Source organism: Arenibacter algicola (assembly GCF_000733925.1).
In the GTDB taxonomy this organism is placed as follows: domain Bacteria; phylum Bacteroidota; class Bacteroidia; order Flavobacteriales; family Flavobacteriaceae; genus Arenibacter; species Arenibacter algicola.
Genome location: NZ_JPOO01000001.1, coordinates 1,185,339 through 1,209,638, shown reverse-complemented (window position 1 = coordinate 1,209,638; position 24,300 = coordinate 1,185,339). Strand labels below are relative to the sequence as shown.

Below are 24,300 nucleotides of genomic sequence, written 5' to 3'. Positions count from 1 at the left end.
TCATTACCAGCCGTAATTTAGCATAATAACAACCATGTTAGGCCTCCTTAGAAGTACTTAAGGAAAAAATTGCTATTTTGTATAGGATTTTAACAAGGGTAAATATAATCGACAAAAAATGAAAGATCGCAAATCTATAAATTCAAGTGCCCCGGGCAGAAGGAATTTCATAAAAAAATCGGGGATAGCAATTATAGGAGGTTCCTTGACCTATCCTGCCATTTCCTTTGGAGCAACAAATGTTTATAAAGACTCCCCTCTAAAGGTAGGCCTTATCGGTTGTGGTGGACGGGGAACCGGAGCTGCCGTCCAGGCCTTGGAAGCCGACCCCAATGTAGTTCTTTACGCCATGGGCGATGTTTTTGAAGATAGACTGGAGGAAGCACATTCCGCCCTGCTGAAGATTGCCGGCGACAAAATAAAAGTAGAAAACAAAAACAAGTTAATTGGATTTGACTCCTATCTAAAGGTAATTGATTCTGGAGTAGACGTAGTCTTATTGACAACGCCGCCCGCATTTAGGCCAGACCATCTTACGGCAGCAGTAAATGCCGGAAAACATGTTTTCTGTGAAAAACCGGTAGCGGTGGATGCTCCGGGCGTGCATAAAGTACTGGCAGCGGCAAAAATGGCCAAGGAGAAAAACCTTTCCCTGGTATCCGGCTTTTGTTTTAGGTATGACTATCCCAATAGAGCTGTATATGGACGGGTTTTGGATGGAGCTATTGGAGATATCAGAACCGTTACCACTTTCCGCCATGGTGGGGAAGCTTGGTACAAGGAACGACAACCAGACTGGACCGATATGACATACAATTTGCGCAACTGGTATTATTACAATTGGTTGTCTGGCGATTTTGTTGTAGAACAGGCCGTTCACAGTTTGGACATGATGTCGTGGGTAATGGGTGATAAAATGCCCATAAGTGCCACTGGAACTGGCGGGAGACAAGTTAGGGTAGACAAAAAGTACGGCAATATATTTGATCATTTTGCCGTGGAGTTCGAATACGGGAATGGTGCAAAAGGGTATCATTTTACTAGGCAACAAAGCGATACTTCCCACAAAAACAGTGTTGAAGTTTTTGGCAGTGAGGGTAGTGCTATAGTACATATTGGACGTAGGTATGAAATAACGGGAAAGAATAAATGGACCTATGAGGGGGAAAGAAACAATATGTTCCAGACAGAACACGATGAACTATTCGCTTCCATTAGAAATGGAAACCCGATCAACAATGGCGAATGGATGGCCACCAGTACCATGTTGGCAATATGGGCACGAATGGTAGGCTATACCGGCCAGACCATTAGCTGGGAAGAAGCCTTTAATTCACAAGAAAGACTTGGTCCCAAAGTGGATGAATATAATTGGGATTTAAAATGGCCCACACAACCCGTGGCCATTCCCGGTAAAACTAAATTTGTATAATTTATACAAACAGGTTTAAGGCTAAATAACGGGTCTCAAAAGTATTGTGACTCCTAGCAATCTGTCAATTATCACAAACAAAACATCCAAATGAAGATATCTACAAACCTCTGCCTATTGTTTGCCTTGGGAGCAAGTCTAAATGTCTTGGGCCAGAGCAAACCAATAAGCTTCGGTACCGAAATTACCTTGGAACAATTGGCCAACAAAAAAAAGGTCAAGGAGAAACCCATTAACTGGATCAACGTAAATACCGATCCGGAAACTTGGCGAAAAGAAAAGGACCTCTTAATTTGTTCCGGTCTGCCCATTGGCGTTATGCGCTCCGAAAAGCAATATGAGAACTTTATCATGCTTGTGGAATGGCGACATATGGAAGCAGGCGGAAATTCAGGAGTATTTGTGTGGAGCGATGCCATACCGGGTGAAAAAGATCGCTTACCGGGAGGCGTGGAAGTACAAATGCTGGAACTGGATTGGGTAAACCAAAATATACGTGATGGGGTTAAGCCTCCTATAGCATATGTACACGGAGAACTTTTTGGGGTAGGTGGAGTAGTTACCGAACCGGACAACCCAAGGGGCACTAGAAGTAAATCTATTGAAAATAGGGCCCTTGGCAAAGGGCAATGGAACAGTTACAAAGTTGTATGCGTTGATGGAACCATAAAACTCTCTGTAAATGGGAAGTTTGTAAATGGCATTAGTAAATCATCCATCAAAAAAGGTTACTTATGCCTGGAGTCTGAAGGCGCAGAAATTCAGTTCAAAAATTTTCAAATAATAGAATTACCTCCCGGGGTTACCTCGGAGGCACAAACTGCCAAGAAAGTATTTTAATGGTTGGTTTTCGATTGAAACAATTCCCAACGCCTATATTAAGCAACGTGAGTTCGACATAAAAATATTATCAACACATTGATTTAGCGTAAATTAAAATAAATGCTACGGTCCCCTCGAGCCTGCCTGTGAAGGCAGGCGGAGTCGAGAAGTTTTTTGACTGTAGTGTATTTACAATGAGGTCTCGACTCCGCTACCATCGACATCTTTATTAAGGATCTCGATATTAATGATTATGAACAGGGCAACTGTAGTCACTTCGACAGAGTCCCTTTTCCGGACGACGAGAAGTCACACTGGCCGGGAGCTAGATGTGCGATTTCTCATATGCATTCGAAATGACAACCTGGAAACCTTCAATTTATAACTGAAACCTTTGACTGTCTCTCTAGCTGTATCGTATTTATTGTGTACTTCAAAATCAAATTTTTAAAATATATATCGAACTCACGTTAAGTAGAAATCTTAAAGTGTAATAAATTAAGTATTCTTATAATTAGGCAGATAAACTAATTGGAGCCAATTTTAATCGATGCCATGACCGGGAAATGATCTGATAATTTTATGTCGAAATTTTTGTGGGCCATGATTTCAAAGGCTTCATCGGCCAAAATAAAATCTATCCTAACCGGATAATATCTAAAATTAAAGGTCCGGCCATAACCAGTTCCCTGTTCTGTAAAGGAATCCTGCATATCCCCTTTGATTACCTTATAGACATTGGAAAACTGGGTGTTGTTAAAGTCCCCACATACAATTTTCTTATAGGGAGTGGCTTCAATATCCTTTTCTACCAATTGCGCCTGCTCCCCTTGTTTTGCAAAGGATTTACTCAACCTTTTTAACAATCTTCCCTTGGGCTCATTTGATAGTCGCCTTACACTGGGTATGATCCTATGCGACTCCAAATGAAGGTTATAAACCCGTATGGTGTCCTTGTTAACAACTATATCAGCATATAAGGCATTATTTCCACTATTGGGAAAATCCATAGATCCACTATTGATAATGACGAATTTTGAATAAATAGCTTGGGTGGATTTCCCTTCATTGGATCTATAGTCTGTAATAAATTTAAAGGGATACATTTTCTTAAGCTGCCTATCCTTAATTCGACTAAACTCTTGAATACACAATATGTCAGGGGCTTCCGAGGAAATAAATTCCATTATACGCCCCTCAGCCGATGGGTCATTGAGCAAATCGTACTTATTGAACCCCCTAACGTTGTAACTCATGACACTCAGATCGCTTTCCTCAATCACCTCTTCGGCCAATTTAAACCTGAAAAAGTTGCCCAAACAAATATAACCAAGCAACAACACAAAGGCGGACAGCAATAATTGTCTCTTTCTTTTAGCCAACCAGTACGTCAAAAAAAGTAAATTAAAAAGTACCAATACAGGTACCGTAAGGCTCAGAATAGAAAAATAAGCAAAATGCGTCACAGGAATTTGCGGCACAAAACAAGAAATCAACAACAGAAGTGCAAAAATGGCATTTATGAAGAACAGGAATTTATCAATGAAATTAAGGTTCTTCACGTTTTATTCTTTTCCTGCCTTAAATAAAAAATCTTTTTCAGCCTTGGAAAGACTTTCGTAACCAGACTTGCTAATCTTATCCAAAATAGCATCTATTTTACGTTGCCGACTCTCTTTATCATAATTGTCAGAACTGCCACCTCCTCGGCTCTCTTTGCGATATACCGTTTTTAAGGGTGCTTTTCTTTCACTACGCTTAAACAAATTGGCAATGGCATCCAAAAGCTTCGCAAAACCGCTACCAATATCGTTGCCGTTAATAAGCTGTCGCGCATAAAAATAACCCAATGCGGCACCACCCAAATGGGCCAAACGGCCACCTACATTACCTCCTATTGAAATCTGAATGAGATCCAGCAGCACTACGAAAACCCCGATATGCCACAGCTTTACATTAAAAAAAATAACCCTCACCTCCTGATTGGGCAAATAGGAACACACAAATATAAGTACAGCTGTAACCCCGGCAGAGGCACCGATCAAGGATGTATTTATCCCTAATAGGGCGGGGAATATATTATAGCTCAACAAGAATATCATCCCACCAAGTATAACCCCTAAAAAATATACATTGAGAAACCTGCGGTTATCGAAGAGGTTCAAAAAAATTCTACCTGCAAAATACAGCATCAACATGTTCCAAAAAATATGGCCCAAGCCGGAATGGAAAAAAGAATAGGTAACAATGGACCATGGCTGGGTAAGAAAATGAAAAAAGTCTTTAGGAAGTTCAAACCAGCCAGTGATGCTATCCCCAGAAAAACCAAACAATATCTTTAGCAGTCCACTTAGAATAAATACCGCTACATTAATGACTATAAGCCTTTCAGCAATATTTAACCTGTTGTAATAATATCTAATGTTCTGATTGCCCATTACCTGTCCCAGCGATTGTTGTTAAACTGATTTTTTTTCCAATACCACATCATAATGAATCCGAACAAGGCCCCGCCCACATGGGCAAAATGCGCTATTCCATTTCCAAAAATAGAATACCCGGTGACCCCAGAGAATAGATCAAGTCCAATTAATACCGGGATAAAATATTTGGCCTTTACAGGTACTGGAATAAACATTAAAAAAAGTTCACTGTTGGGGTAAGACATTCCAAAGGCCACCAACACCCCGTATATGGCACCAGAGGCTCCTACCGCCGGGGTATTAAATGCCCCCAAAAAATTATCTATGGTACTTTTGGAGGCCACATCGTACCAACTGGGACTATATTTACCACCGGTAATAATTTCCAATATCTGCTCTTTGGGAATTCCTGCGCTTATCAATGCATCCATTCCCTGATTAAAATAATAGTAATTAACCCCAGTATGGATCAAAGCTGCCCCTATCCCGGCCGAGAAATAAAAGAAGAAAAATTTATTTCTTCCCCACATACGCTCCAGTGGCGAACCAAAGGCCCATAACGCATACATATTGAACAAAATATGCATAAATCCACCATGCATGAACATATGCGATAAAACCTGCCAAAATCCAAAATTTTCATTACTTGGAAACCAAAGGGAAAACCATTGGTACATTTGATCACCGTATAATTGTGTCGCCACAAAAAACAGCACATTTATAATTATCAAATGCTTTACTGCGTCCGAAATCCTACCCATTTATATAAATTTTTTATCAATATCGTCCTCGGTAATGGTGACGTATATTGGCTTATTAAAAGGACTAATCCCAGATTCCTTACAGGCAAACAAATCGTTTACCAGGGCCAGCTGGGAATCGCTGTCCAATACCTCTCCTGTTTTTACCGATAGGGATTTGGCCAAGGTTTTTGCCAGTATATCGGTTTGCGAAAAACCATCGACCACAAAATCCTGTTGATAATCCGATATCAATTGATCTAGAATAATACCCACCTCACTCTCGGGGACGGACAAGGGCACCCCTGTAACCGTTACCTCTTCTTCACTGATATTATCAAAAACAAAGCCCACAGTGGTTAAGCTATCTTGAATTTCCTCGATAATAGCGCAATCGGATTTGGAAAATGTCAAAGATAAGGGAAATAACAATTGTTGGCTAACTGCCTCCTTGATGGTGATGTTCTTCAAAAACTTTTCGTAGAGCACCCGTTGATGGGCCCTACTTTGATCTATGACCACCATCCCAGATTTTATAGTGGTTACAATGTATTTTCTTCTTAATTGAAAAGTGGTCGTACCCGTGTCAATGATCTCTTTTTTATTTTCAAAAATAGAACCTGTTATAGTATCGGATTCGAAGCTTACACTACTAAACCCTGAATTTTTCCCTATATTGGATTCCATTCCAACATATAGGCTATCCCAACTTTTTGTATTCTGTTTATGAAAGCTCGGCCTCTGGGCTGTTCCGGTTCCTGAGCCAACCTTAAAAGGGTTAAAACTGGAATCCACGTTAATTCTGGGTAATTCCGCCGATCTATCCTTGTAGTTGTATGGAGTTTCCAAGTTTTGGTCCTGTTCAAAATCCAAGGACGGGATTACATTGAATTGACCCAAACTATGCTTTACCGTCGACCTTAAAATAGCGTAAAGAGTATGCTCGTCATCAAACTTAATTTCCGTTTTGGTGGGATGGATATTGATATCTATGGAACCCGGATCCACTGTTAAATACAAGAAATAGCCTGGATGGTTCTCCTTTTTTATAAGTCCATCAAAAGCACCTAAAATAGCGTGATGCAGGTATGGGCTTTTTATAAACCTATTGTTTACAAAAAAGAACTGCTCCCCCCTACTCTTTTTGGCATATTCCGGCTTACTTATATAGCCGCTTATTTGCACTACTTGGGTATCCTCATTTACCGGAACCAACTTTTCATTGGTCTTGGCACCAAAAATATTCACTATACGCTGTCTACTGTTGGAAGTGGGCAGGTTGAACAATTCACTACCGTTATTATAAAAGTGAAAATTGATCGTTGAATGGGCCAGGGCTACCCTATGAAATTCATCCATAATATGACGAAGTTCCACATTGTTGGATTTCAGGAAATTTCGTCTGGCAGGAATATTGAAAAACAAATTCTTTACCATCATGGATGTTCCCTTCGGAGCCACGGTTACCTCTTGTGAGATAATCTTACTGCCCTCTATCTTTATATGCGTTGCCACCTCATCTTCAGCTGTTCTTGTCTGCATTTCCACATGGGCAATAGCAGCGATGGAGGCCAAGGCCTCTCCCCTAAAACCCTTGGTATTTAACTGAAAAAGATCTTCCGCTTTTTGAATCTTGGATGTTGCGTGCCGCTCAAAACTTAGTCGGGCATCGGTAACACTCATTCCTACACCATCATCAATTACCTGTATAAGTGTCTTTCCTCCGTCCTTTACCACTAATTTTATAGTAGAAGCCCCTGCATCAATGGCATTTTCCATAAGCTCCTTCACTACCGAGGCAGGACGTTGAACAACTTCCCCTGCGGCAATCTGATTGGCAACATGGTCTGGCAAAAGCTTAATAATATCTGCCATTATCGAGTTATAAAGATGGATAGATCGAAATCTATGATGTAAAGAAAAATAAGAATCAGGATGGCAATTATTATAAGGGTTCTAATTTTTTGATTTCGGCTACCGGATCGTTTTAAATCGTCCATAGCCCTGCCGAACTTGCCTTTAAGTCCCCTACGGCCGTCCATAGTTGGCCTGAATTTGTCCAGTTTGTGTTCTATTTTGTACGGACTACCCTCACCTTTATCATCGTAGTAGCGAGGTGTATAATTGAACTTTTTGTTTTTACGTAATTTCGAAAACTTTCCCATAATCCTTATTGTTTCAAAGTTACTCAAAAACAAAAAACATGCCTTAAATCCCTTGCCAAAAAATGTTAACAATTATTGGAAAGACGCCTATTTTTCATCTAAAACAACAGGCTGAATAAAGAAAATTTCAGAAACTAGCCAAGGCTTGCCATCTTTATGGCCGCTATAGCCGCCTCGGAGCCTTTATTGCCATGTTTGCCCCCACTACGATCTATAGCCTGCTGCATATTGTTATCCGTAAGTACACAAAAAATAACTGGCACTTTGGTACTAACGTTCAAATCCATTATCCCTTGGGCCGTGGCACTACAAACAAAATCGAAATGTTTGGTCTCTCCCTGAATTACGCTTCCAATAGCAATTACCGCGTCTACCGGCTTGGTTTCGATCAACTTCTTGGCCCCGAATGGAAGCTCAAAACTACCTGGCACGTTCCATCGAATAATATTTTCCGTATTGGCGCCACAGTCTAATAGCGCCTCCATAGCCCCCTCGTAAAGTCCTTCGGTTATTACCTCGTTCCACTCTGAAACAACAATCCCAAACCGAAGATCCTTCGCATTTGGGATTGTTGCTTTATCGTAAGCCGATAAATTTTTATTAGCCGTAGCCATATTAGTTGTTTTTTGCCTTACCTATAAAGGCATCTATTGTCCTAGCCTCTTCCGAGCTTGGATATTCATCCTTTATTCTTTGGAAATATTTAAGGGCCTTATCATTTTCCTTTAAATCCAATGCAGTAACGCCAGCCTTATATAAGAATTTAGGCGTAGTAAAATCATTGTCACTATGGGCAACAGCTTGCTCATAGTACCCCAAGGCATCACTTGGTTGGTTCAATTGCAAGAAAGCATCGCCCAATCCCCCTTTGGCCAAGGCTCCCAAGATCATATCATCAGAAGAAAATCCTTCCAAATAATTGATGGCCTCATCGTACTTCTGCATATTCAAAAATGCCATCCCGGCAGAATATTTAGCCAAATTAGCTGCAGGAGTACCGTTATACTCTTCTATAATATCCAAAAACCCATACTTACCTTCTGCCCCGTTCAAGGCCAGGGTAAAAAGGGAATCCTTTTCAGCTGTAGCCGATAAAGCTTGGTCAAAATATTGTTGGGGATATAACATTTCATTGGCAGCACTTGCTTCCTTTGGCTTCTCCACAAACTGGAAATATGCCAAATAGCCCAAAACGGCCACAGCTATCACCCCAATGACACCAAGAATATAATTTTGATTTCTGGAAACCCATTCCTCCGATCTGGAAGCACCTTCATCCAGAGAACTAAATACTTCTGCAGTTGTACTTTCCTGCTCATCCAACAAAATCTCCTCCTCTTTATTTTTAGGTTTAAAACCTCTTTTCTTGTATGTTGCCATTTTTGAATTTTATTAATCGCGCAAAAATAAAGTTTTTATCCAAAACCGAACGGGTATTTATTCGTTATTTTTGGATATTTTATAGTTTCCGGGAGGATTAAAAATAAATATTTTACAAGCCAGAATGTTTCTAAAGAAATTATCACTTATTAATTATAAAAACTTTGCGTCCGAAAATTTCGAATTCGATTCCAAAATAAATTGTTTTGTAGGCGATAACGGGGTAGGCAAAACCAATGTTTTGGATGCCATTTACCATCTTTCCTTTGGAAAAAGTTACTTTAATCCAGTCGCCACCCAAAATATAAAGCACGAAGAGGATTTTTTCGTGATCGATGGGGAGTTTCAAAAAAATGATAGGGAGGAAAGGATTCTCTGCAGCCTAAAAAAGGGAATGAAGAAAATCATCAAGCGCAATGGAAAGGCCTATGATAAATTCTCTGACCATATAGGCTTTCTACCCTTGGTCATTATATCGCCAGCAGACCGTGATCTTATTATTGAAGGCAGTGAAACCAGAAGAAAATTTATGGATGGGGTAATTAGCCAGTCCGACAAGGAATACCTGCAAAATCTTATCAAATACAATAAAACCCTAAGTCAGAGAAATTCCCTTCTAAAGTATTTCGCCGTTAACCAGACTTTTGACAAAACTACCTTGGCCATCTATAATGAACAGCTACAGGACTATGGAAGTACAATATTCCATAAAAGGGCCAAATTCCTGGAAGAGTTCATACCAATATTCAAGGAACAGTATCTGGCCATTTCGGGCGGAAAAGAACCTGTAAATTTAACATATGATAGCAAATTATTGGACAATGAACTCTTAACTTTATTGGAGAGGAATCTAGAAAAAGATAAAGCCCTCCAATACACAAGTGTTGGCACACATAAAGACGACCTGAACTTTGAGATAGACGGTCACCCCATTAAAAAATTTGGCAGCCAAGGGCAGCAGAAATCATTCTTGATCGCCCTAAAACTGGCACAATTTTATTTTATAAAAAAACAGGCCGGAACTACGCCCTTGTTACTTTTAGATGATATTTTTGACAAATTGGACGAAAACAGGGTGGCCCAAATCATTAATTTGGTGAATGAAGAAAATTTTGGACAAATATTTCTCAGTGATACCCATGCCGACAGAACCGAGGAAGTTGTAAAAAAAATTCACCAATCCTATAAGATATTTAAGTTGTAGTATGCGAAATGTTTATATTATAGTTATCCTAATTGGTCTGGTTGGCTGCCGAAACAAGGTGAACAAATTGGATTTACCCCATTTGAACGGCTACTGGGAGATAGAAAAAGTTACTTTTCCAGATGGTTCCAAGAAGGAATATACAGTGAATACCAGTATAGATTATATTGAAGTGAAAGAGCACGAAGGATTTAGAAAAAAGGTACAGCCAAATTTTAATGGCTCCTATGTTACTTCCAATGATGCAGAATTGTTTACCATATACGAAAACGAAGGCGTTTTTAACTTAAATTACAAAACAGACCTGAGCGAATGGCACGAAAAAATTATAAGTCTCTCTGAAAATAAATTTATAGTAATAAGTGAAGAAAATATAAAATACCACTACAGGAGATTTGAACCCATTAATCTTGAACAATAATGGCCAAAAGAAAAAATGACAACCTTCGCCTTGGTGAAGCCTTACAGGAATTTATTGCCGAAAACAAATTACAAAAGGGAATGGACCGTGTTAATGCCAGGGAAGCCTGGAAAAACCTAATGGGAAACGGGGTAAATAACTACACCACAGCCATTGAATTGAGGAACGATACGTTATTTGTATCGCTTTCCTCTTCGGTCCTCAGGGAGGAGTTAAGCTTGGGCAAATCAAAGATCATTAAATTATTGAACGAGGAATTGGGTAAGGATCTAATCACAAAAATTGTTCTTAGATGAGCTACCGTTCCTGTCTAACTAAAAAACCACGCCCAAGGGCGTGGTTTTTAATTCTATATGCAAAATATTCTTAAAAAATTTCCCTGCCAGCAAAATGAAATGCACCTTCTATGGCAGCATTTTCGTCACTATCAGAACCATGTACTGCATTTTCAGCTATTGAGGTAGCGAACAATTTTCTTATAGTCCCCTCTGCTGCATCTGCAGGATTTGTTGCCCCGATCAAGGCGCGAAAATCTTCAACTGCATTATCCTTTTCCAGGATAGCAGATACAATAGGCCCCCTGGTCATGAAATCTACCAATTCCCCAAAAAACGGACGTTCCTTATGTATTGCATAAAACGCCTGCGCATCCCTTCTGCTCAACTGCGTATATTTCATTGCCACGATCTTGAATCCGGCCGAAGTTATTTTGTCCAAGATTCCACCGATATGTCCATTCTCAACGGCATCGGGCTTAATCATGGTAAAAGTTCTGTTTGTGCTCATTACTCTAAAATTTTGCGCAAAAATACGTTTTATTCTAAAACTCACAATATTTGGGGAATATCTTATGGTCCATAACACACTTTATCGACAAAGCCCACCATTTCAAAGTGCTTTTTAACCCGCAATGCAAAACCATATCCCTTTTGTACCACATAGTCCCTATATTTGTAACACTATAAACATAGGCCATTAACTTTTGGAGTTAACCCAAAAAATAATTGTATCGGATGAAAAAAGCTTTCTTTAAACTTTTGGCTAAATTGAACAAGTTGGTATTCCCGTCCTATTCAAAAAAGCAATTGGACCTATCCAAAGCCACAAAAATGCAAATGGCAATTATAGGTTGGCGTTACCTGGTAACCACAAATGCCTTGGATTAATACCGTATAAGGGCCTCAACCGGGTAACCGGATAACTTGTCCCGACCCTTTAAAAACTCTAGCTCCAATAAAAAGTTACATTGAACAACTTCTCCACCCAACTTTTCTATAAGTTTACAAACGGCTTTTGCTGTCCCTCCGGTAGCCAGGACATCATCATGAATAAGCACCTTCTCCCCTTTTAAAATGCTATCCACATGAATTTCCAGTACATCCGTACCATATTCCAGGGCATAGGGTTCACTAATTATTTGATGCGGTAATTTTCCACGCTTTCTCACCGGAACAAAGCCGGAATTGAGACGGGTAGCCAATAGGGGCGCAAAGAAAAATCCGCGACTCTCCATACCTACCACTTTATCCACTTTTTTATTTTTGATAAGCTCAAACAAGGCTTCGGCTGCGCTCGCCAAGGCGTTAGCGTCCTGTAATAAGGGAGTAATATCTTTAAAAGAGATTCCTTTTTCAGGAAAATCCGGGATATCCCGAACATATTTCTTAAAATCCATTTATTTTGGTTGCTGTAATTTTGTCGTAAATTTAAAAAGAAATATATTTGCAGCCCGTTAAACGGGAAAAATGAATTTTTACAACGGCCTCGTGGCGCAACTGAATAGCGCATCTGATTACGGCTCAGAAGGTTACTGGTTTGAATCCAGTCGAGGTCACTAATAAAATAAGGGGTTAACAGCGTTTTAAGTTGTGGCCCCTTTTTTATTTGCCCAATATTTGCCCAAAATCTTATGATTTTCTGTAAAAATTATCAATCGATAGTTTTTTTGAGTACTAAGTAATTTTCTCCACTAAATAGAAAACCAATTTGTTATTAAAGTAAAATTGCAATAAATAGCAAATATGAAGATTCCCTATTATTTATTCGGAACCCAGTAATTTTGCTTTCTCCCTTTCGTACTCATCTTGAGTCAAGGCACCATCATCAAATAGCTTTTTAAGTTTTGCTATTTTATCATATTTATCATAACTAACGTTTTGATTGGTATCACGTTTTTCAATTGACTGCTTAACCTCTCCGCTCCTAATAGCGTTATCCAAGTCCATAGTATAATTAGTCGAGCTATCAGATCCAAGTGTTAAATGGACAGACCTCCATTTATCCGAACGATACTTAAACATTTTCTTAATAGTAAACGGCCTATTTTCATTTTTATAAGATAATTTCATTGGGGTGGAGCTTAATTTCCTTGCCCATCCACCAATTTTAACATATTCAAATTTACCATCAACTCCCGAACCTTTTCCCAACCATAGTATATCCCCCACCTTATAGTTAATACCATTTGATGCAGTGTAGGAAGTTAGTTTATCCTTTTTTTGGGCATTTAAAGAAAAAGAAATAAGGCATATCAGAATAACTAATTTTTTCATATTTATATCTCTACAACAATAATTTTTACTTAAACATATTTATTCCTGCTTTCACAACCCCGAAATAGAATTATAATCACTTGGGAACATTACTATACATATCCAAAGTGGCAACAGAAACAAAAAAACTCCAAAAGGCCGCTTATAGCATCGATATTTTATGAATTATAGGGTTGTGCAATGGTTACCATGGTTAGTGGCTTTTATTTTTTTAACAAGTCTTCTATAGCTGATATTCTTGCTTTTTTCTCAGCTGCTAAAATTTTAATAATTTTCGAAGGACTTAGTTCTAAACTGGGGCTATCCATCATTGCGTGTGCATCAAAAATACTTGAGTAAATTTCTTTAATCACACTTTCTACTATATCAATTAGCTTTTCGGTCTGTTCAAATGTCGGTGTGTCTAATCCATTTTTATCTATTAATCCATCCGTATGCGCATAAACTTTATCTCTAAGTCCAGTGATTAAATCAATTGTTTCTCTGCTTTCTTCAATTTGCTTGTACCAACTATCTATTTTAGTTTGGGAAATTTCAAAACTTCTGAAATATCCATTTTTATCTAGCTTTTTAATAAAGTGGAAAATGTTAAACTTATCACGGTTTTTCGAATCATTAAACAGCTTTGAAAGTTCGATAACGGCATTTCTCCATAGGGCATGAGCTATAAATTGAAAGTCACGCGACATTCTTAGATACTCAAATTCTTCTTTCGTATCAGGTTTATGAAGGTAAAAGGAGTATTTTAAAAATCTTTTTGCGTTAATTGAAATTTTCCAAATCTCCCAAATAATGTCTTTAATCTCTTCCTTTTTGCCCATTTTTTTTGGTAATTGCTGCTAACGTACTAATATAGTAACTTGCTAATATATCACACCAATATTTCAGTATTAAGTAACTTTGAACCAGGATATAACATTCACTATTATGAAAATAACTCCTGAACAATATAAAGCCGCCCTTAAGACCGTCAAGGAATACAGGAACCAGTTAAAGGCCGAACTTGCCAGGGTCGAAAATGAAGTAGGAGAAGCTAAACTGATAAATCCCCTACAAAAAAATTCCACTCTCTATGAAGTGATGTCCAGCGGACAATGTTCCGTGAGGCTACATAACGTCATCTATAACAACAGGGAAGCCCTGGGCATTAAAAGTTCCCCAGGTCACGGGGTAAGGTTAGTTGATTTGGAAGGGTTGTCCATACTCAAACTGCTAAGCTGCCGAAATGCAGGGGAAGGCACAGTTAATGAATTCAAGGATCTTTGCAATAGCTACGGTATCAGATGGACGGCATGAAAAAAAATCTAATAGTAGCTAATTCACTTTAGTTAAAAATTTAGCGACATCGACCGAATTATGAAATGATTCTGCTATAACACATAAAGTCCAAAAAATTACTTTTGGAGGAGCCAAGGAACTGAGTCTGTTTGAATAAAATAAAAAAAGGGAAACCTTTCGGAAACCCTCTTATTAGATATCATTACTTAGATGTTTAGGCCGATTGATTTTTTGCTACATATTCCATTCTTGCAATTTTTCTAAGTTCATTCAACCTTTCATCAATATCAACCCTGGTTTTATATCCTGACTGTATGTTTTTTGAAAGCCCTTTCATCCTGTCAATAATTAAATGGTCATGACTGCCATCTTCCAAGGCCGATTCCTTAAAATATTCAAACCTATCCTTTAAAATACTAAGGGCATCAACTGTATTTATATCCTTGTAGTCATCCATCCACTCTAGGAACTGAATCCCGTCTTGGATAAGGTTTATGCCCTGTAACATTAATAATTTGTTTACTGTACTCATTTCGTGTTCTGTGTTCATTTTGACTTTTTTTAATGATTAATATACTTGGATTAAATTCTCAATTTTAAAAGACCTAAATCCATTTGCTTGAATATCGAAATACGATAAAGTCTTATAATTAGGTTTTCCAGTTCCCTTTATTTCAAAGTTTCCCTTAAGTGTCCCCACGGCATAGCGCAAAGACCCGTCTGTCTTTTCATAAGCAAACTTTACTTTATTTGTTAACATGGCCTTTTTAAGCCTATAAATCTGCCATGCTTTAACTAAACAAATAGCAAAAGTCTTTCCTGTTTGTTTTGCAATTTCGTGCGCTCTCTTGAATACTGTTGTCCTGAAGTTCATAATGATTAGTTTTTAATTGTTGTGGCTAAAAAGTGTACGCTGTCCCATACACCGTTGTTGATATAATGATTTAACTCTTTAATATCCTTTGTTCTTTTTTCAATCAGACTGTTGCCAACTTTAATAAATCCAAAATTCGCCCCCATTCCTTCAAAGGCTAGTATAGCTTTGCCAAATCCTTTTAGGGTGCTAAAATCATACTTAGTTATGTTGTTGCCATTTACTAGACTTACTGTGATAGTCTTACCCACTAAGAAGTCTTTTAGGTTTTTAATTTCGGTTTTGAAGGTCGTTGCATCCATAATACAAGTATTGTTTGTAATAATCTATAGCAAATGTAAGTAACATTTACATAATAACCAAACAATATTTGTATTTTAATTAAAATTATACAAATGTTAATTGTATTCACTATCTTTGGTTAATCATAAATACTATTAAAATGGAGTTATTAAGATTAAAGGAGCTGCTTTCAGAAAGCGGGATCAATGGAAAAACATTGGCGGACAAAACAGGGGTTTCACAAAATACTATCTCTAATATTGTGAGTGGGAAAAATTTTCCAAAGCCGGACTTACTATTAAAGATTGCGGAGGTTCTAGATGTTGATGTCAGGGAAATGTTTAATTCTACAAAGAATGGAATAGGCAAACCTCTTGTTAATGGGTTTTTAGAATTCCGCGGTGAAATTCATAAGATAACAAGCGTTGACAACTTAGAATTATTTTTACAACGGGTGAAAGAAGTCGAATAAATTAATATTTTTTAATCTAATTCAACAATAAATTATTTATTACAACCCTAAAATAGATTAAATCATGATTACAGCAGAAACCGTAATGAACGTATTAGAATCAGCATCGATTGAAGAGCAAAAGAGGTTCAGGATAATGTATGGTAAGGATAATTCGGAACCAAAGAAACGAATCGGAGGTATGACCAGTGAGGAAATTAATGAACACTTAATCAGAACTCTTAAACTTAGCAAATAAACATTATCCCGAAAAGTATGTGATTTATAATCTCGAATGTTTAACTTTAGGATTATAACCAATTCTCAGATTAACACATACTATTCTTATGTTAGGAGCTTTACTTATAGCAGCCATTATAATATTATTCGGGGCTGCGGGGTATTATCTCTTCACTTTTGTATTTGACCTATTCTTTGGCAAACATTTAAAAGATGATTATAACCATCCTACTTACATTGATAAATCAGTACATCACCACTATCACGATAACCGTACTTTAAATATTACCGATAAGGATAACAATTTGCAATCAATCAATAAGAAATCGAACCCGTGAATATTATAAACTGAAAAATAAAGGATAGCGTATAGTTTTATTTAATCATTGTCCTTCCAATAATTTCTTTTTTTCAGACTCATATTCTTCTTGAGTCAATATGCCATCATCCAATAAATCTTTGAGTTTTTTGATTTTATCATATTTGTCGGTTTCTTGGCTGATGTTATCACTATTGTCTTTCCCACAATTTTCAATTTCACATTGGTCTATCGCGTTTTCCAAATCAATCAAATAATTGGTAATATTACCCCCACCAACGGTTAAAACTACCTTTTTCATTCTCTTTTTGTCGTACTTTTTGATTTTCTTGATCGTTACAATTAAACCTGCATTTGCAGCGGGTAATCTATTCGCTTCTGGGCTTGTAGATACAGCCCAACCCCCAATGGTTACATAGACAAATTTCCCATCAGTATCAGAACCCTTTCCAAGCTTTATCTCGTCTCCCACTGAATATGTTATTCCGTTGGAAGCAGTATAAGATTCTAGTGACTCAGTAGATTGGGAATTACCTGTTAAACAAAGCAAACCAATAATTAAAGTAACCAATTTCATAATCTAAATATTTTAAGTTGAATATAGGAAATAATATTAGTTTTAATTGGACATCTACATTAAAATAGCCAAGAAATTAAGATAAGTCTATATCTGTGCTATTTCGTGTTTTCCGTTCTTGTTTATCTTAATATCCATAATCCTGCCCCTTACCAGTTCATCCCCTATCTTTACTTCATATTGCCCGTACCAGTTGGGTATCCTTTCCCCGTCTATTTCAGTGAACCCTTCTATTTCGTCTATCATTTCCTGATAAACCTTGCCCTCGAAGGTTATCTTGAATCCATTAGTGTATGGCTTTCCCAATTCGCTGTTGTTTATTGCGCCATCCTCTACATGGTCATCCATTGAGAAATTGCTGAAACAGTTCGATGATGCAAAAGTCAATTGTCCGTATGGCTCTGGATAAAGACCAGTTCCTATAATTTTACCATGCCTTTTTATACATTGAAAAGGGGTCAACAATAGATTGCCCATAGTGCCAGGACTATAAACATTCTTACCACTTGGTGCGTTCTCAAAATCATCCTCCCACGTTCTTAGGAAATACTGTGTACCTGTTTTCTTTAAGTGCCTAAAGAAAATATCCTGATCAAAAGTAGTATCTATATCGTAAGTTTCAACCGCTTGCTCCCTACGTGCCAGATCATAGCCTTCTAAATCTGCCCTTATCTTGGATAATTGGGTATAGATGTTTGATTCGTTCCTTTTGCTCCTTAGTGAGGTTGTCCTTTCCATCATTCCGTGAGGTGAGGAAAGACCTGCTACCTCTTCATATTCGTTACCTCCTTTTTCATATCCCATCTTGACCCCCGTGAAAAGGTCTGACGATAATATGGTTGTCTTTGGTTTTTGGGCCGGTATGTATTGAAAAGTACCGTTTACCGTTCTGCCCAATCTTACCCCTACAAAACTTTGCTGGGTATATTCGTATTTTTCAATTCTAAAACGCTCTTTACCGTTTACCACCTCAATAGACCACATTAAAGGGAATATTGTGTGAAATGATTCGACCGCATCCTTTAGGCTTATATTGAATTGTTTTTTATCATAAGGCTCTTGTGTTTCGGGGTTTATTATTTCTGCCCCTATATCGAATCCCCTTGCCCAAAAACCAGAAGCGACCCCTAAATAAGCCCACTCGCCATCCTCTTTATATCCTAGTTCAGACCTACCAAAAACATTGCTTATCAACAATCCTTTTTCTCCGGTTATCTTCTCCAATAACCTATCAAAATACTCATAGGGAAGTATTGCTTTTGCTTGTGTGGGCTTAAAGCTGTCATCGTTCTCAATAACCATGTAGGTATCGTAAAACTTCCATTTTAAGGTAGGTGAGGAAAAAACAGAAGCACTACTTCTGGCTAAAAGGACTATTGCATAACTTTCGCCCTTTTCCAGGTCCACAAAGTGGTTTGTAAATGTGTAATCCAGTATATTGCCCTCTGAAGATGTAGAAACTGAAGCAAAAGCCTCTGCGCTGCCTGTCTTGAATTTTAATACCCCATTTTCTAAAGTGTACTTAATACCCTGTAGGTACATATTACCACTTGTATCGTTGGTAATAGTCAACTTGACCCTACCATTAAGTTTTAATCTTTTACTTTCGTCCGCATCATGATAAAGCAATGAAGCCACATTACCGTCCTTATAATCGTTGTCGGCAAAGTTTACCTTTTCACCGCCTATGGTAATCCCACTTATCGAATCTGAATCAGAATTGCGGACTACACGAAATGGCACTGCCCTTGCCGTATCCTGCCCACCTGCATTAAACTGAACATCAGTTAAAGTTCCGTCCTGAACTTCAAGTTCCGTCCGCCTAAATATTTCCCTACCAGTTACCTGCTCTATAATGGTGTCAATATCGGTTATATCCTTATTGTCTGCGCTTTTGGTATTTACTAGATCGTAAGTATCGTTATAACTTGATTTTACCACATCATAAAGCCCACCTTGTGTAAATGGAACTTTTACCGATTTGATAGAATCGTCGAACTCCGCTTTGTCCACATCCAGAACCGCTTGGTAAAGTATTCTTTTATCCTCCCCTATTTTAGTGGTGCTCTTTCCCCTCTTTATTATCTCACAGGTAGAACCAAAGCCAAAAGCAAATATTACACCCTTTAAATAAGACCATACTTCTTTTCCAAACTCTAACTGTGTATTGATTTTCATTAAAGTTCCCCTGCCCTCTTTATCGTAGGAATAAGATTTTTCGTCATCATCCCAATTCTTGGGTTCTTGGGTAAGTACCAAAGCGGGTATCTTATCACTTGTGATTTCAAATTCAGTATCGTTTATTTGTCCTAATTTTCCCATTTTCAATGTTTATTTATTACTCTTAATCTACTAGTTATAATTATTATTTAGAATGATTTTAAATAATTCCATTTATCTATAATCAACCTATTCCTTTTATTATCATATTCGTTCAACTTGTCCCGTAGTTTGAACAGTTTTTTAAATTGTTTAGTAGGAACGCCCCTATAATGGGTCTTTCTATATTTTACCGCTACCAATTCATCGATTAATCTGTTATACCTTCTTTTTACGGCAAAGTATCTTGTATTGGCGTACCAATCTTTTGAAGTTTGCTGTGAGGTGTAATAAACCCTTAAACCAAAATTATTGTAGTAGAAATTTCTATGGGCATACTTCCCGTGACCGTAGGCCATGTATAATATCCTTGCTCGTTCATTGCTTTCGGGACATAGAAAGTATATCACTTCTCCTTTACCCAGATTACTTGGAACCGTATCAAAGTAGATCCTATAATCATAATAAGTATCCTTCCCCTTTCTATCGGTTAATGAATATGAGACCCTGATGTATTTGTCCCCCTCATAGAATACACTTTCAAATGAAGCACTACTTCCGTCCTCCCACTTCAATACGCCATCGACAATAGACTCCTTTTTGATATAGCCATTTTTGAACATCCAACTCAAATCAAGTTTTCTGCTGGCTGAATTGGTATAAACTCCTGTACTGTTCCTACCCATAATTATTTTTTTTTAATAACCTTAATCCCTAGGAGAACTTGAATACTCCATACCCTTCTGAATTTGCTTCATATCAATAACCTGTTTATCATTTCTAGCCTCTGACAATAATTTTGTGATTGCCTCTATACTTTTAGGGGGAAGGTTTTTGATATCCTCCTGGGTTATGGTTACATTGTTGATTTGAACGTAACTGTTGACTCTTTCTTGAGGGCTCCTGTTAATCGCCCCTGACAACTCGATAAAGTGTTTTAAAGCACTTGCGTTATTATCCTGTATCCCGATTAGATAAAGTTTAGAAAGAGCATGTGTTGCCATGTATTCAAGTTTACCCATTACCAATTTGTTGTAATCGTTTTTTAGTCCGGAGTTCAGATGTTTGTAAATGGTCTGTCTAGAAAGACCCGTTCCCTCTTCAATCAGGCTCATAGTTGGGAAACATCTATTTTCTAATATACTATTGTGTAATGCAGCTGTTATTTTATGGTGATTGGATTCGTAAGTTTGGTTTCTAAATACTCGTGCGTCATCATCATTATTATTATGTTCATACATTTCTGAGATTAGATTCTCCAGCTCATACTCTTTTCTTTGCTTTTTATGAAGGCTTTCATTGTATTGACTAAACAGATAATCTAATAAGTCTTGTATTTTTTTAGGATTTCCATCCATGTATTCCCTTACTTGCTTTTTTGTTTTGATTTGGTCAAAATCTGTAAACTTTTGTAAACTTTTTTCTTTTTCCATTTGCATAAAATTTAGTTGATGCTTTCAATTATTAAATCTTGTTTTAATATTTGTTTGAGTTCATTTAGGCGGTTCAGGTAAGGAGAAAAAGTACGCTTACCATTATGCCTTTTAATTATTGCTAAATGGCTTTTTACAAATAGGGAGGTATTTAGAATCATGCCATATGACTGAAGCTTTACAGGTTTGTTAGGCAGCTCAATATTTTCAAAATAATTCTCCAGTTCCATAATTTCAGGCTTCCAGTCTTCAAGTTCACCAATTATCATAGGTTCAGGTCGAAATACCTCATCATTGGATAATGGACTAATGGTTTCTTTGTGTACTTTTTGGTCACCCACTAAAAGAGTAGCTTCCTTTAATTGTAGCTCAGATAATTTACTTCGGAATAATCGCCAATCCTTTAGTATAAGATAATCTGCAATGTCGTATCCGTTTTTCCTTTCCTCTGAAGTTGAATTGTTTAGTAATAATTTAGATACACTATAGGAGGCTTCCTGATTTAATGACGGTATCTTTTCTTTCCAATTATCATACTGGCCTAGATCTGGATATAGAATAACCTCTCGCCCTTTTAATACTTTGGTTTTTTCTAGATTTAAACCATTGGCATTACCAGCTGCCAACCATACAAACTCATTTATGTAACTACTAGCTATAATTGCGGTCTTTTCCGATTCTACTATACCCACCTTCTTTTCAGGGTACTTGTTAAGAAGATGCTCACCAAAAAAACATTGTACCAAATTATAATCCGGGTATTTACTTTTTGAATAAGTGAAATAGACATTTTCCTTTTTACCTGTCTCTGGATTGTAACCCATATTTTTGACTTGTCGTATACGGCTATTGACATCTACCTGAAAAAAATCAACTCTTTTACTGTCTAATTCGGTTGTACCTATTAAATACTCTTTCTTTAAGAACTTCATTTGCTCATTACCAAAAAGGCTTTCCAGGTACTTTAAAAAATTGTTTTTTATTGGACGGTGATAGCTTTCTGATAAGATTTTTTTATCCAAAAAAGTAATTGGTTTTACCTCATTGTATCGGTTTGCGAGAGGTGTTATCGGTTCGGGTGTTTTAAACCGATAGCTTGGGGTGTTGCCTGAACCTATCAAACTCATAAAATATTCCTTTGGCGTTAAATGGTATCCGCATTTTTCAATCCTGTTACATATCCCGACTTTATCATCTACATACTCGTCAATCTCCGTATTTATGTACATTGTGAATTGATTAGCCTTACCGCAACTAGGACACTTGTAACGGTTCTTACTACTTTTATAAGGCTCCAATATGTATTTATAATCATTCATTTTTTATCGGTTCGTTAGGTTTGAACCTATGTTTAAATTTATAAACGCCCTTAGGTTCATCGGTTTAACCGCCTATATGTAAGGCGGTATTAAACCTATAGGATATCTTTATCATATTGACCTAATTTATATGGGTATCTGTGAGCTTCTTGAATAACCCATCCTTCGTTCTTACATTCACCTACCATCTTCTTTACTTTGGCATCAGATATAGAGACCCCAATCTGCCTTTTATATTCTGTCTGCAATGCTATCCAGAGTTCTTTGTAGGTGTATTCCTGATTCTTTGAGAAAATTGAAGTAAGGAGCTGAAACTTCTTGAAATCCTCTATCTCGGTGTTCTCTCCTCCTTTTTTTCTTGAGGTTGTTCTAGCCTCCCAATTGTCTGCAAGAATAGGCAGTCCCGTATCGTCTATTTCGAAGGCGAAGGGTTCAGGTTCTTTATCCCTACAGTATTCTGCCTCTACTATTGATATTCTTTTGTCCTGAAGGCTTTTTGTGACCGATAATGTAGTTTCCGCCTTATTAACAAGTTCCGCCCCTAGATGGCCCCTAGCGTTGTTATCGTTCTTGTTTTGGTGCAATACCACTATTATATGAATATTCAGTTCCTCTGTCCATTTCAATAATAGACTGGTCATATTGCTAGCCTGTTCTTCATCATTTATAGAAGTAACTAAATCCCTTACCCCATCTATAACTACCAAGCCTAAATTAGGGGTGCTGTATATTTTGTCCTCAATCATTTTTACCCTATCGACAGCTTTGAACTTTCTTAATCCGTAAGCTTTGAATTTGGAAGGGTTGAACATATTGGACATTTTGCAAATTCGGGTAACCGTTCTATGCAAATGAAACTTGCCTTGTTCGGTATCGAAAAGGATTACCTCATTCTTGCCCCTTTTAGCCGTTCCCTTTATAGTATTAAGGACTGTTGCATCCCTTATGAACGATGCAACTATCAAGCCTACAAAAAATGTTTTCCTGCTCTTAGCCTTTCCAATTAGGAGACTGAAATTTCCAAGGGTTGCAATAGTCGAAACGGTTCCATCGGCAGATATTTCTATACAGTTTTCAGGCGGGGGTAACTGCTCCAGGGGATCGATAAGGACACTTTCTAAAAGCCCCTCACTGGAATGCTCCTTTACTGGATTTAAATTATCTGCTTCTTCTAGGACATCCTCTAACAGCAATCCGTTATTATCTATACCTAGAACCATTATCGCATTTTTAGTTCGTTTCTACTCACTAAATCAGGATCGTCCCAAATCTCAGGATTTGTTGAGAGGAATTGAACGTTTGCAGAACCAGTAGCTGGACATCTTCCAAATCCAACAACTTTTAAATCACCTTTGTCTTCCAGTAAAGCCTTGACTTGACAAATATATTTTTGTGGTATACTTGTAATCTTGCTTACATAAGCAGCCGTCGAAGTATTATTATACAAGAATCTCTTTATCCTAGAGGAATATTCTTCCCTAAACACCATAGGACTATAAGGAACACCGAATTGCACACTAACAGTTGGTTGTTCCAATTTTGGTATGTATGGAGATTGCCTAACATAGGCTTTTAATAGTTCTAAATTTTCATTATATTTGACCTTATCACCGTTAGAAGATTTTAGGTCATTAGAATTCGCTGTTCTCATGGCCTATTTTATTTTTTAGATGATAAAAGATTGTCCAATTCGTCCGATATTTCTGAATTGGTCTTGTTTTTTCCCTGCTTTAACCAAGCGTCTATTTCAGACTTCAAAAAGATTAACTTCTTTCCCCTTTTGTGAAATGGCAATCCACTAGTAGGATTTTGGGTGTAGCTATAAAATGTTGCTTTTGCCCTTTTCTCGGGATCATAATTCACTAGTTCATCTAAGTCCATCCATTTATCCTCGATTACATTGGAGGATACTGTCTGACTTAACAATAATGAAATAATTCTATCAGCCTTCGCTAATAAATCCGTTGTTGCCCTAGGCAAATCATTGTGTGTAAGTGCTTCCATTGCTCTATTAATTTATGTTTTATTAGAGCAATATTATGTAGGTTTTAATGCGCTTTTTAAAGCAT

Annotated in this window: 31 protein-coding genes and 1 tRNA gene; 10 read left to right on the top strand and 22 right to left on the bottom strand. The window is 37.5% G+C overall.

What is annotated here, in order from left to right; translation table 11 throughout:
* Positions 1-118: 118 nt before the first annotated feature.
* Together U735_RS0105255 and U735_RS0105250 are read left to right on the top strand one after the other, a co-directional pair.
* A complete protein-coding gene (locus tag U735_RS0105255) occupies positions 119-1,432 on the top strand; it encodes a Gfo/Idh/MocA family protein (protein WP_031442822.1) in 1,314 nt (437 codons plus the stop codon).
* A 90-nt stretch (positions 1,433-1,522) separates the two neighbouring features.
* Positions 1,523-2,272: a 3-keto-disaccharide hydrolase gene (locus U735_RS0105250; RefSeq protein ID WP_031442821.1), complete on the top strand. Its 750-nt coding sequence runs from the start codon at positions 1,523-1,525 to the stop codon at positions 2,270-2,272.
* A gap of 509 nt (positions 2,273-2,781) precedes the next feature.
* Here U735_RS0105250 and U735_RS0105245 read toward each other — a convergent pair.
* The 7 genes from U735_RS0105245 to U735_RS0105215 all read right to left on the bottom strand — a co-directional run bounded on the left by U735_RS0105245 (position 2,782) and on the right by U735_RS0105215 (position 8,962).
* Positions 2,782-3,816, bottom strand: coding sequence for an endonuclease/exonuclease/phosphatase family protein (locus U735_RS0105245; protein ID WP_031442820.1), 1,035 nt, complete (start codon positions 3,814-3,816; stop codon positions 2,782-2,784).
* A gap of 3 nt (positions 3,817-3,819) precedes the next feature.
* Positions 3,820-4,692: a rhomboid family intramembrane serine protease gene (locus U735_RS0105240; protein ID WP_031442819.1), complete on the bottom strand. Its 873-nt coding sequence runs from the start codon at positions 4,690-4,692 to the stop codon at positions 3,820-3,822.
* Positions 4,692-5,438: a rhomboid family intramembrane serine protease gene (locus U735_RS0105235; protein ID WP_031442818.1), complete on the bottom strand. Its 747-nt coding sequence runs from the start codon at positions 5,436-5,438 to the stop codon at positions 4,692-4,694. Before U735_RS0105235 ends, U735_RS0105240 begins: the two co-directional genes overlap by 1 nt.
* The gene (gene mutL / locus U735_RS0105230; RefSeq protein ID WP_031442817.1) at positions 5,439-7,292 is read right to left on the bottom strand and encodes a DNA mismatch repair endonuclease MutL; all 1,854 of its coding nucleotides are present in this window, start codon (positions 7,290-7,292) and stop codon (positions 5,439-5,441) included.
* Entirely contained in the window at positions 7,292-7,582 is a 291-nt protein-coding gene (locus tag U735_RS0105225; RefSeq protein ID WP_031442816.1) for a hypothetical protein, read from the bottom strand. Before U735_RS0105225 ends, mutL begins: the two co-directional genes overlap by 1 nt.
* 134 nt (positions 7,583-7,716) lie before the next feature.
* On the bottom strand, positions 7,717-8,196 hold the full coding sequence (gene ribH, locus U735_RS0105220; RefSeq protein ID WP_031442815.1) for a 6,7-dimethyl-8-ribityllumazine synthase: 480 nt from the start codon (positions 8,194-8,196) through the stop codon (positions 7,717-7,719).
* A 1-nt stretch (position 8,197) separates the two neighbouring features.
* Positions 8,198-8,962: a tetratricopeptide repeat protein gene (locus U735_RS0105215; protein ID WP_031442814.1), complete on the bottom strand. Its 765-nt coding sequence runs from the start codon at positions 8,960-8,962 to the stop codon at positions 8,198-8,200.
* A gap of 124 nt (positions 8,963-9,086) precedes the next feature.
* Between U735_RS0105215 and recF the strand changes: the two genes are divergently transcribed.
* The 3 genes from recF to U735_RS0105200 are packed head-to-tail and all read left to right on the top strand — an operon-like array spanning position 9,087 to position 10,883.
* On the top strand, positions 9,087-10,166 hold the full coding sequence (recF, locus tag U735_RS0105210) for a DNA replication/repair protein RecF (RefSeq protein WP_031442813.1): 1,080 nt from the start codon (positions 9,087-9,089) through the stop codon (positions 10,164-10,166).
* A gap of 1 nt (position 10,167) precedes the next feature.
* Positions 10,168-10,587 carry a lipocalin-like domain-containing protein gene (locus U735_RS0105205; RefSeq protein ID WP_031442812.1) on the top strand — a complete coding sequence of 140 codons (420 nt, stop codon included), beginning with the start codon at positions 10,168-10,170 and terminating at the stop codon, positions 10,585-10,587.
* A complete protein-coding gene (locus U735_RS0105200; protein WP_031442811.1) occupies positions 10,587-10,883 on the top strand; it encodes a DUF721 domain-containing protein in 297 nt (98 codons plus the stop codon). Before U735_RS0105205 ends, U735_RS0105200 begins: the two co-directional genes overlap by 1 nt.
* A gap of 70 nt (positions 10,884-10,953) precedes the next feature.
* On the opposite strand, the gene U735_RS0105195 is transcribed toward U735_RS0105200, so the two are convergent.
* Entirely contained in the window at positions 10,954-11,373 is a 420-nt protein-coding gene (locus U735_RS0105195; protein WP_031442810.1) for a nucleoside-diphosphate kinase, read from the bottom strand.
* A 227-nt stretch (positions 11,374-11,600) separates the two neighbouring features.
* Between U735_RS0105195 and U735_RS0105190 the strand changes: the two genes are divergently transcribed.
* Entirely contained in the window at positions 11,601-11,753 is a 153-nt protein-coding gene (locus U735_RS0105190) for a hypothetical protein (RefSeq protein ID WP_031442809.1), read from the top strand.
* On the opposite strand, the gene U735_RS0105185 is transcribed toward U735_RS0105190, so the two are convergent.
* Positions 11,750-12,262 carry an adenine phosphoribosyltransferase gene (locus U735_RS0105185; RefSeq protein WP_031442808.1) on the bottom strand — a complete coding sequence of 171 codons (513 nt, stop codon included), beginning with the start codon at positions 12,260-12,262 and terminating at the stop codon, positions 11,750-11,752. The two genes, U735_RS0105190 and U735_RS0105185, sit on opposite strands and share 4 nt — an antisense overlap.
* A gap of 85 nt (positions 12,263-12,347) precedes the next feature.
* Between U735_RS0105185 and U735_RS0105180 the strand changes: the two genes are divergently transcribed.
* Positions 12,348-12,421: transfer RNA gene (locus U735_RS0105180), tRNA-Arg, on the top strand.
* 205 nt (positions 12,422-12,626) lie between these two features.
* Here the strand turns inward: U735_RS0105180 and U735_RS0105175 are convergent.
* A complete protein-coding gene (locus tag U735_RS0105175) occupies positions 12,627-13,139 on the bottom strand; it encodes an SHOCT domain-containing protein (RefSeq protein ID WP_031442807.1) in 513 nt (170 codons plus the stop codon).
* 203 nt (positions 13,140-13,342) lie between these two features.
* The gene (locus U735_RS0105170; protein ID WP_031442806.1) at positions 13,343-13,960 is read right to left on the bottom strand and encodes an AbiU2 domain-containing protein; all 618 of its coding nucleotides are present in this window, start codon (positions 13,958-13,960) and stop codon (positions 13,343-13,345) included.
* A gap of 106 nt (positions 13,961-14,066) precedes the next feature.
* Between U735_RS0105170 and U735_RS0105165 the strand changes: the two genes are divergently transcribed.
* Positions 14,067-14,435, top strand: coding sequence for a hypothetical protein (locus U735_RS0105165; protein WP_031442805.1), 369 nt, complete (start codon positions 14,067-14,069; stop codon positions 14,433-14,435).
* Positions 14,436-14,631: 196 nt separating this feature from the next.
* Here U735_RS0105165 and U735_RS0105160 read toward each other — a convergent pair whose 3' ends face one another.
* Genes U735_RS0105160 through U735_RS0105150 form a run of 3 tightly spaced genes read right to left on the bottom strand, consistent with a single transcriptional unit; the run spans position 14,632 to position 15,593 of the window.
* On the bottom strand, positions 14,632-14,967 hold the full coding sequence (locus U735_RS0105160) for a hypothetical protein (protein ID WP_031442804.1): 336 nt from the start codon (positions 14,965-14,967) through the stop codon (positions 14,632-14,634).
* Positions 14,968-14,985: 18 nt separating this feature from the next.
* On the bottom strand, positions 14,986-15,291 hold the full coding sequence (locus U735_RS0105155; RefSeq protein ID WP_031442803.1) for an SH3 beta-barrel fold-containing protein: 306 nt from the start codon (positions 15,289-15,291) through the stop codon (positions 14,986-14,988).
* Positions 15,292-15,296: 5 nt separating this feature from the next.
* A complete protein-coding gene (locus U735_RS0105150) occupies positions 15,297-15,593 on the bottom strand; it encodes a hypothetical protein (protein WP_031442802.1) in 297 nt (98 codons plus the stop codon).
* Positions 15,594-15,733: 140 nt separating this feature from the next.
* Here U735_RS0105150 and U735_RS24920 point away from each other — a divergent pair, with 140 nt between their 5' ends.
* Both U735_RS24920 and U735_RS25495 read left to right on the top strand, forming a co-directional pair.
* The gene (locus U735_RS24920) at positions 15,734-16,045 is read left to right on the top strand and encodes a helix-turn-helix domain-containing protein (RefSeq protein WP_051891878.1); all 312 of its coding nucleotides are present in this window, start codon (positions 15,734-15,736) and stop codon (positions 16,043-16,045) included.
* Between the two features lie 64 nt (positions 16,046-16,109).
* Positions 16,110-16,283 carry a hypothetical protein gene (locus U735_RS25495; protein ID WP_157365006.1) on the top strand — a complete coding sequence of 58 codons (174 nt, stop codon included), beginning with the start codon at positions 16,110-16,112 and terminating at the stop codon, positions 16,281-16,283.
* Between the two features lie 364 nt (positions 16,284-16,647).
* On the opposite strand, the gene U735_RS0105130 is transcribed toward U735_RS25495, so the two are convergent.
* From U735_RS0105130 to U735_RS0105095, 8 genes are all read right to left on the bottom strand, one after another.
* On the bottom strand, positions 16,648-17,160 hold the full coding sequence (locus U735_RS0105130) for an SHOCT domain-containing protein (RefSeq protein WP_031442799.1): 513 nt from the start codon (positions 17,158-17,160) through the stop codon (positions 16,648-16,650).
* A gap of 87 nt (positions 17,161-17,247) precedes the next feature.
* Positions 17,248-19,482 carry a hypothetical protein gene (locus tag U735_RS0105125; protein WP_031442798.1) on the bottom strand — a complete coding sequence of 745 codons (2,235 nt, stop codon included), beginning with the start codon at positions 19,480-19,482 and terminating at the stop codon, positions 17,248-17,250.
* Positions 19,483-19,529: 47 nt separating this feature from the next.
* Positions 19,530-20,165, bottom strand: a complete 636-nt coding sequence (locus tag U735_RS0105120) for a hypothetical protein (RefSeq protein ID WP_031442797.1) — start codon at positions 20,163-20,165, stop codon at positions 19,530-19,532.
* A 21-nt stretch (positions 20,166-20,186) separates the two neighbouring features.
* Positions 20,187-20,912: a hypothetical protein gene (locus U735_RS0105115; RefSeq protein ID WP_146032792.1), complete on the bottom strand. Its 726-nt coding sequence runs from the start codon at positions 20,910-20,912 to the stop codon at positions 20,187-20,189.
* A gap of 11 nt (positions 20,913-20,923) precedes the next feature.
* On the bottom strand, positions 20,924-22,231 hold the full coding sequence (locus U735_RS0105110; RefSeq protein WP_051891877.1) for a DUF6965 family protein: 1,308 nt from the start codon (positions 22,229-22,231) through the stop codon (positions 20,924-20,926).
* A gap of 95 nt (positions 22,232-22,326) precedes the next feature.
* A complete protein-coding gene (locus U735_RS0105105; protein WP_051891876.1) occupies positions 22,327-23,451 on the bottom strand; it encodes an AAA family ATPase in 1,125 nt (374 codons plus the stop codon).
* Complete coding sequence (locus U735_RS0105100) at positions 23,451-23,882, bottom strand: hypothetical protein (protein ID WP_031442793.1); 432 nt, start codon at positions 23,880-23,882, stop codon at positions 23,451-23,453. The genes U735_RS0105105 and U735_RS0105100 overlap by 1 nt, the downstream gene beginning before the upstream one ends.
* An 8-nt stretch (positions 23,883-23,890) precedes the next feature.
* Entirely contained in the window at positions 23,891-24,235 is a 345-nt protein-coding gene (locus tag U735_RS0105095; protein WP_031442792.1) for a MerR family transcriptional regulator, read from the bottom strand.
* Positions 24,236-24,300 lie beyond the last annotated feature (65 nt).

What these genes read in the sequence shown, in the direction of transcription:
- U735_RS25495 (WP_157365006.1), top strand. Translation starts at nt 16,110, where the DNA reads ATGATTACAGCAGAAACCGTAATGAACGTATTAGAATCAGCATCGATT.
- U735_RS0105130 (WP_031442799.1), bottom strand. Translation starts at nt 17,160, where the DNA reads ATGAAATTGGTTACTTTAATTATTGGTTTGCTTTGTTTAACAGGTAAT.
- U735_RS0105200 (WP_031442811.1), top strand. Translation starts at nt 10,587, where the DNA reads ATGGCCAAAAGAAAAAATGACAACCTTCGCCTTGGTGAAGCCTTACAG.
- U735_RS0105120 (WP_031442797.1), bottom strand. Translation starts at nt 20,165, where the DNA reads ATGGGTAGGAACAGTACAGGAGTTTATACCAATTCAGCCAGCAGAAAA.
- U735_RS0105255 (WP_031442822.1), top strand. Translation starts at nt 119, where the DNA reads ATGAAAGATCGCAAATCTATAAATTCAAGTGCCCCGGGCAGAAGGAAT.
- U735_RS0105205 (WP_031442812.1), top strand. Translation starts at nt 10,168, where the DNA reads ATGCGAAATGTTTATATTATAGTTATCCTAATTGGTCTGGTTGGCTGC.
- U735_RS0105175 (WP_031442807.1), bottom strand. Translation starts at nt 13,139, where the DNA reads ATGAAAAAATTAGTTATTCTGATATGCCTTATTTCTTTTTCTTTAAAT.
- U735_RS0105170 (WP_031442806.1), bottom strand. Translation starts at nt 13,960, where the DNA reads ATGGGCAAAAAGGAAGAGATTAAAGACATTATTTGGGAGATTTGGAAA.
- U735_RS0105100 (WP_031442793.1), bottom strand. Translation starts at nt 23,882, where the DNA reads ATGAGAACAGCGAATTCTAATGACCTAAAATCTTCTAACGGTGATAAG.
- U735_RS0105095 (WP_031442792.1), bottom strand. Translation starts at nt 24,235, where the DNA reads ATGGAAGCACTTACACACAATGATTTGCCTAGGGCAACAACGGATTTA.
- U735_RS0105105 (WP_051891876.1), bottom strand. Translation starts at nt 23,451, where the DNA reads ATGGTTCTAGGTATAGATAATAACGGATTGCTGTTAGAGGATGTCCTA.
- U735_RS0105115 (WP_146032792.1), bottom strand. Translation starts at nt 20,912, where the DNA reads ATGGAAAAAGAAAAAAGTTTACAAAAGTTTACAGATTTTGACCAAATC.
- U735_RS0105150 (WP_031442802.1), bottom strand. Translation starts at nt 15,593, where the DNA reads ATGGATGCAACGACCTTCAAAACCGAAATTAAAAACCTAAAAGACTTC.
- U735_RS0105185 (WP_031442808.1), bottom strand. Translation starts at nt 12,262, where the DNA reads ATGGATTTTAAGAAATATGTTCGGGATATCCCGGATTTTCCTGAAAAA.
- U735_RS0105195 (WP_031442810.1), bottom strand. Translation starts at nt 11,373, where the DNA reads ATGAGCACAAACAGAACTTTTACCATGATTAAGCCCGATGCCGTTGAG.
- U735_RS0105215 (WP_031442814.1), bottom strand. Translation starts at nt 8,962, where the DNA reads ATGGCAACATACAAGAAAAGAGGTTTTAAACCTAAAAATAAAGAGGAG.
- U735_RS0105160 (WP_031442804.1), bottom strand. Translation starts at nt 14,967, where the DNA reads ATGAACACAGAACACGAAATGAGTACAGTAAACAAATTATTAATGTTA.
- U735_RS0105250 (WP_031442821.1), top strand. Translation starts at nt 1,523, where the DNA reads ATGAAGATATCTACAAACCTCTGCCTATTGTTTGCCTTGGGAGCAAGT.
- U735_RS0105225 (WP_031442816.1), bottom strand. Translation starts at nt 7,582, where the DNA reads ATGGGAAAGTTTTCGAAATTACGTAAAAACAAAAAGTTCAATTATACA.
- mutL (WP_031442817.1), bottom strand. Translation starts at nt 7,292, where the DNA reads ATGGCAGATATTATTAAGCTTTTGCCAGACCATGTTGCCAATCAGATT.
- U735_RS0105190 (WP_031442809.1), top strand. Translation starts at nt 11,601, where the DNA reads ATGAAAAAAGCTTTCTTTAAACTTTTGGCTAAATTGAACAAGTTGGTA.
- U735_RS0105155 (WP_031442803.1), bottom strand. Translation starts at nt 15,291, where the DNA reads ATGAACTTCAGGACAACAGTATTCAAGAGAGCGCACGAAATTGCAAAA.
- U735_RS0105110 (WP_051891877.1), bottom strand. Translation starts at nt 22,231, where the DNA reads ATGAATGATTATAAATACATATTGGAGCCTTATAAAAGTAGTAAGAAC.
- U735_RS24920 (WP_051891878.1), top strand. Translation starts at nt 15,734, where the DNA reads ATGGAGTTATTAAGATTAAAGGAGCTGCTTTCAGAAAGCGGGATCAAT.
- U735_RS0105235 (WP_031442818.1), bottom strand. Translation starts at nt 5,438, where the DNA reads ATGGGTAGGATTTCGGACGCAGTAAAGCATTTGATAATTATAAATGTG.
- U735_RS0105165 (WP_031442805.1), top strand. Translation starts at nt 14,067, where the DNA reads ATGAAAATAACTCCTGAACAATATAAAGCCGCCCTTAAGACCGTCAAG.
- U735_RS0105125 (WP_031442798.1), bottom strand. Translation starts at nt 19,482, where the DNA reads ATGGGAAAATTAGGACAAATAAACGATACTGAATTTGAAATCACAAGT.
- recF (WP_031442813.1), top strand. Translation starts at nt 9,087, where the DNA reads ATGTTTCTAAAGAAATTATCACTTATTAATTATAAAAACTTTGCGTCC.
- U735_RS0105240 (WP_031442819.1), bottom strand. Translation starts at nt 4,692, where the DNA reads ATGGGCAATCAGAACATTAGATATTATTACAACAGGTTAAATATTGCT.
- ribH (WP_031442815.1), bottom strand. Translation starts at nt 8,196, where the DNA reads ATGGCTACGGCTAATAAAAATTTATCGGCTTACGATAAAGCAACAATC.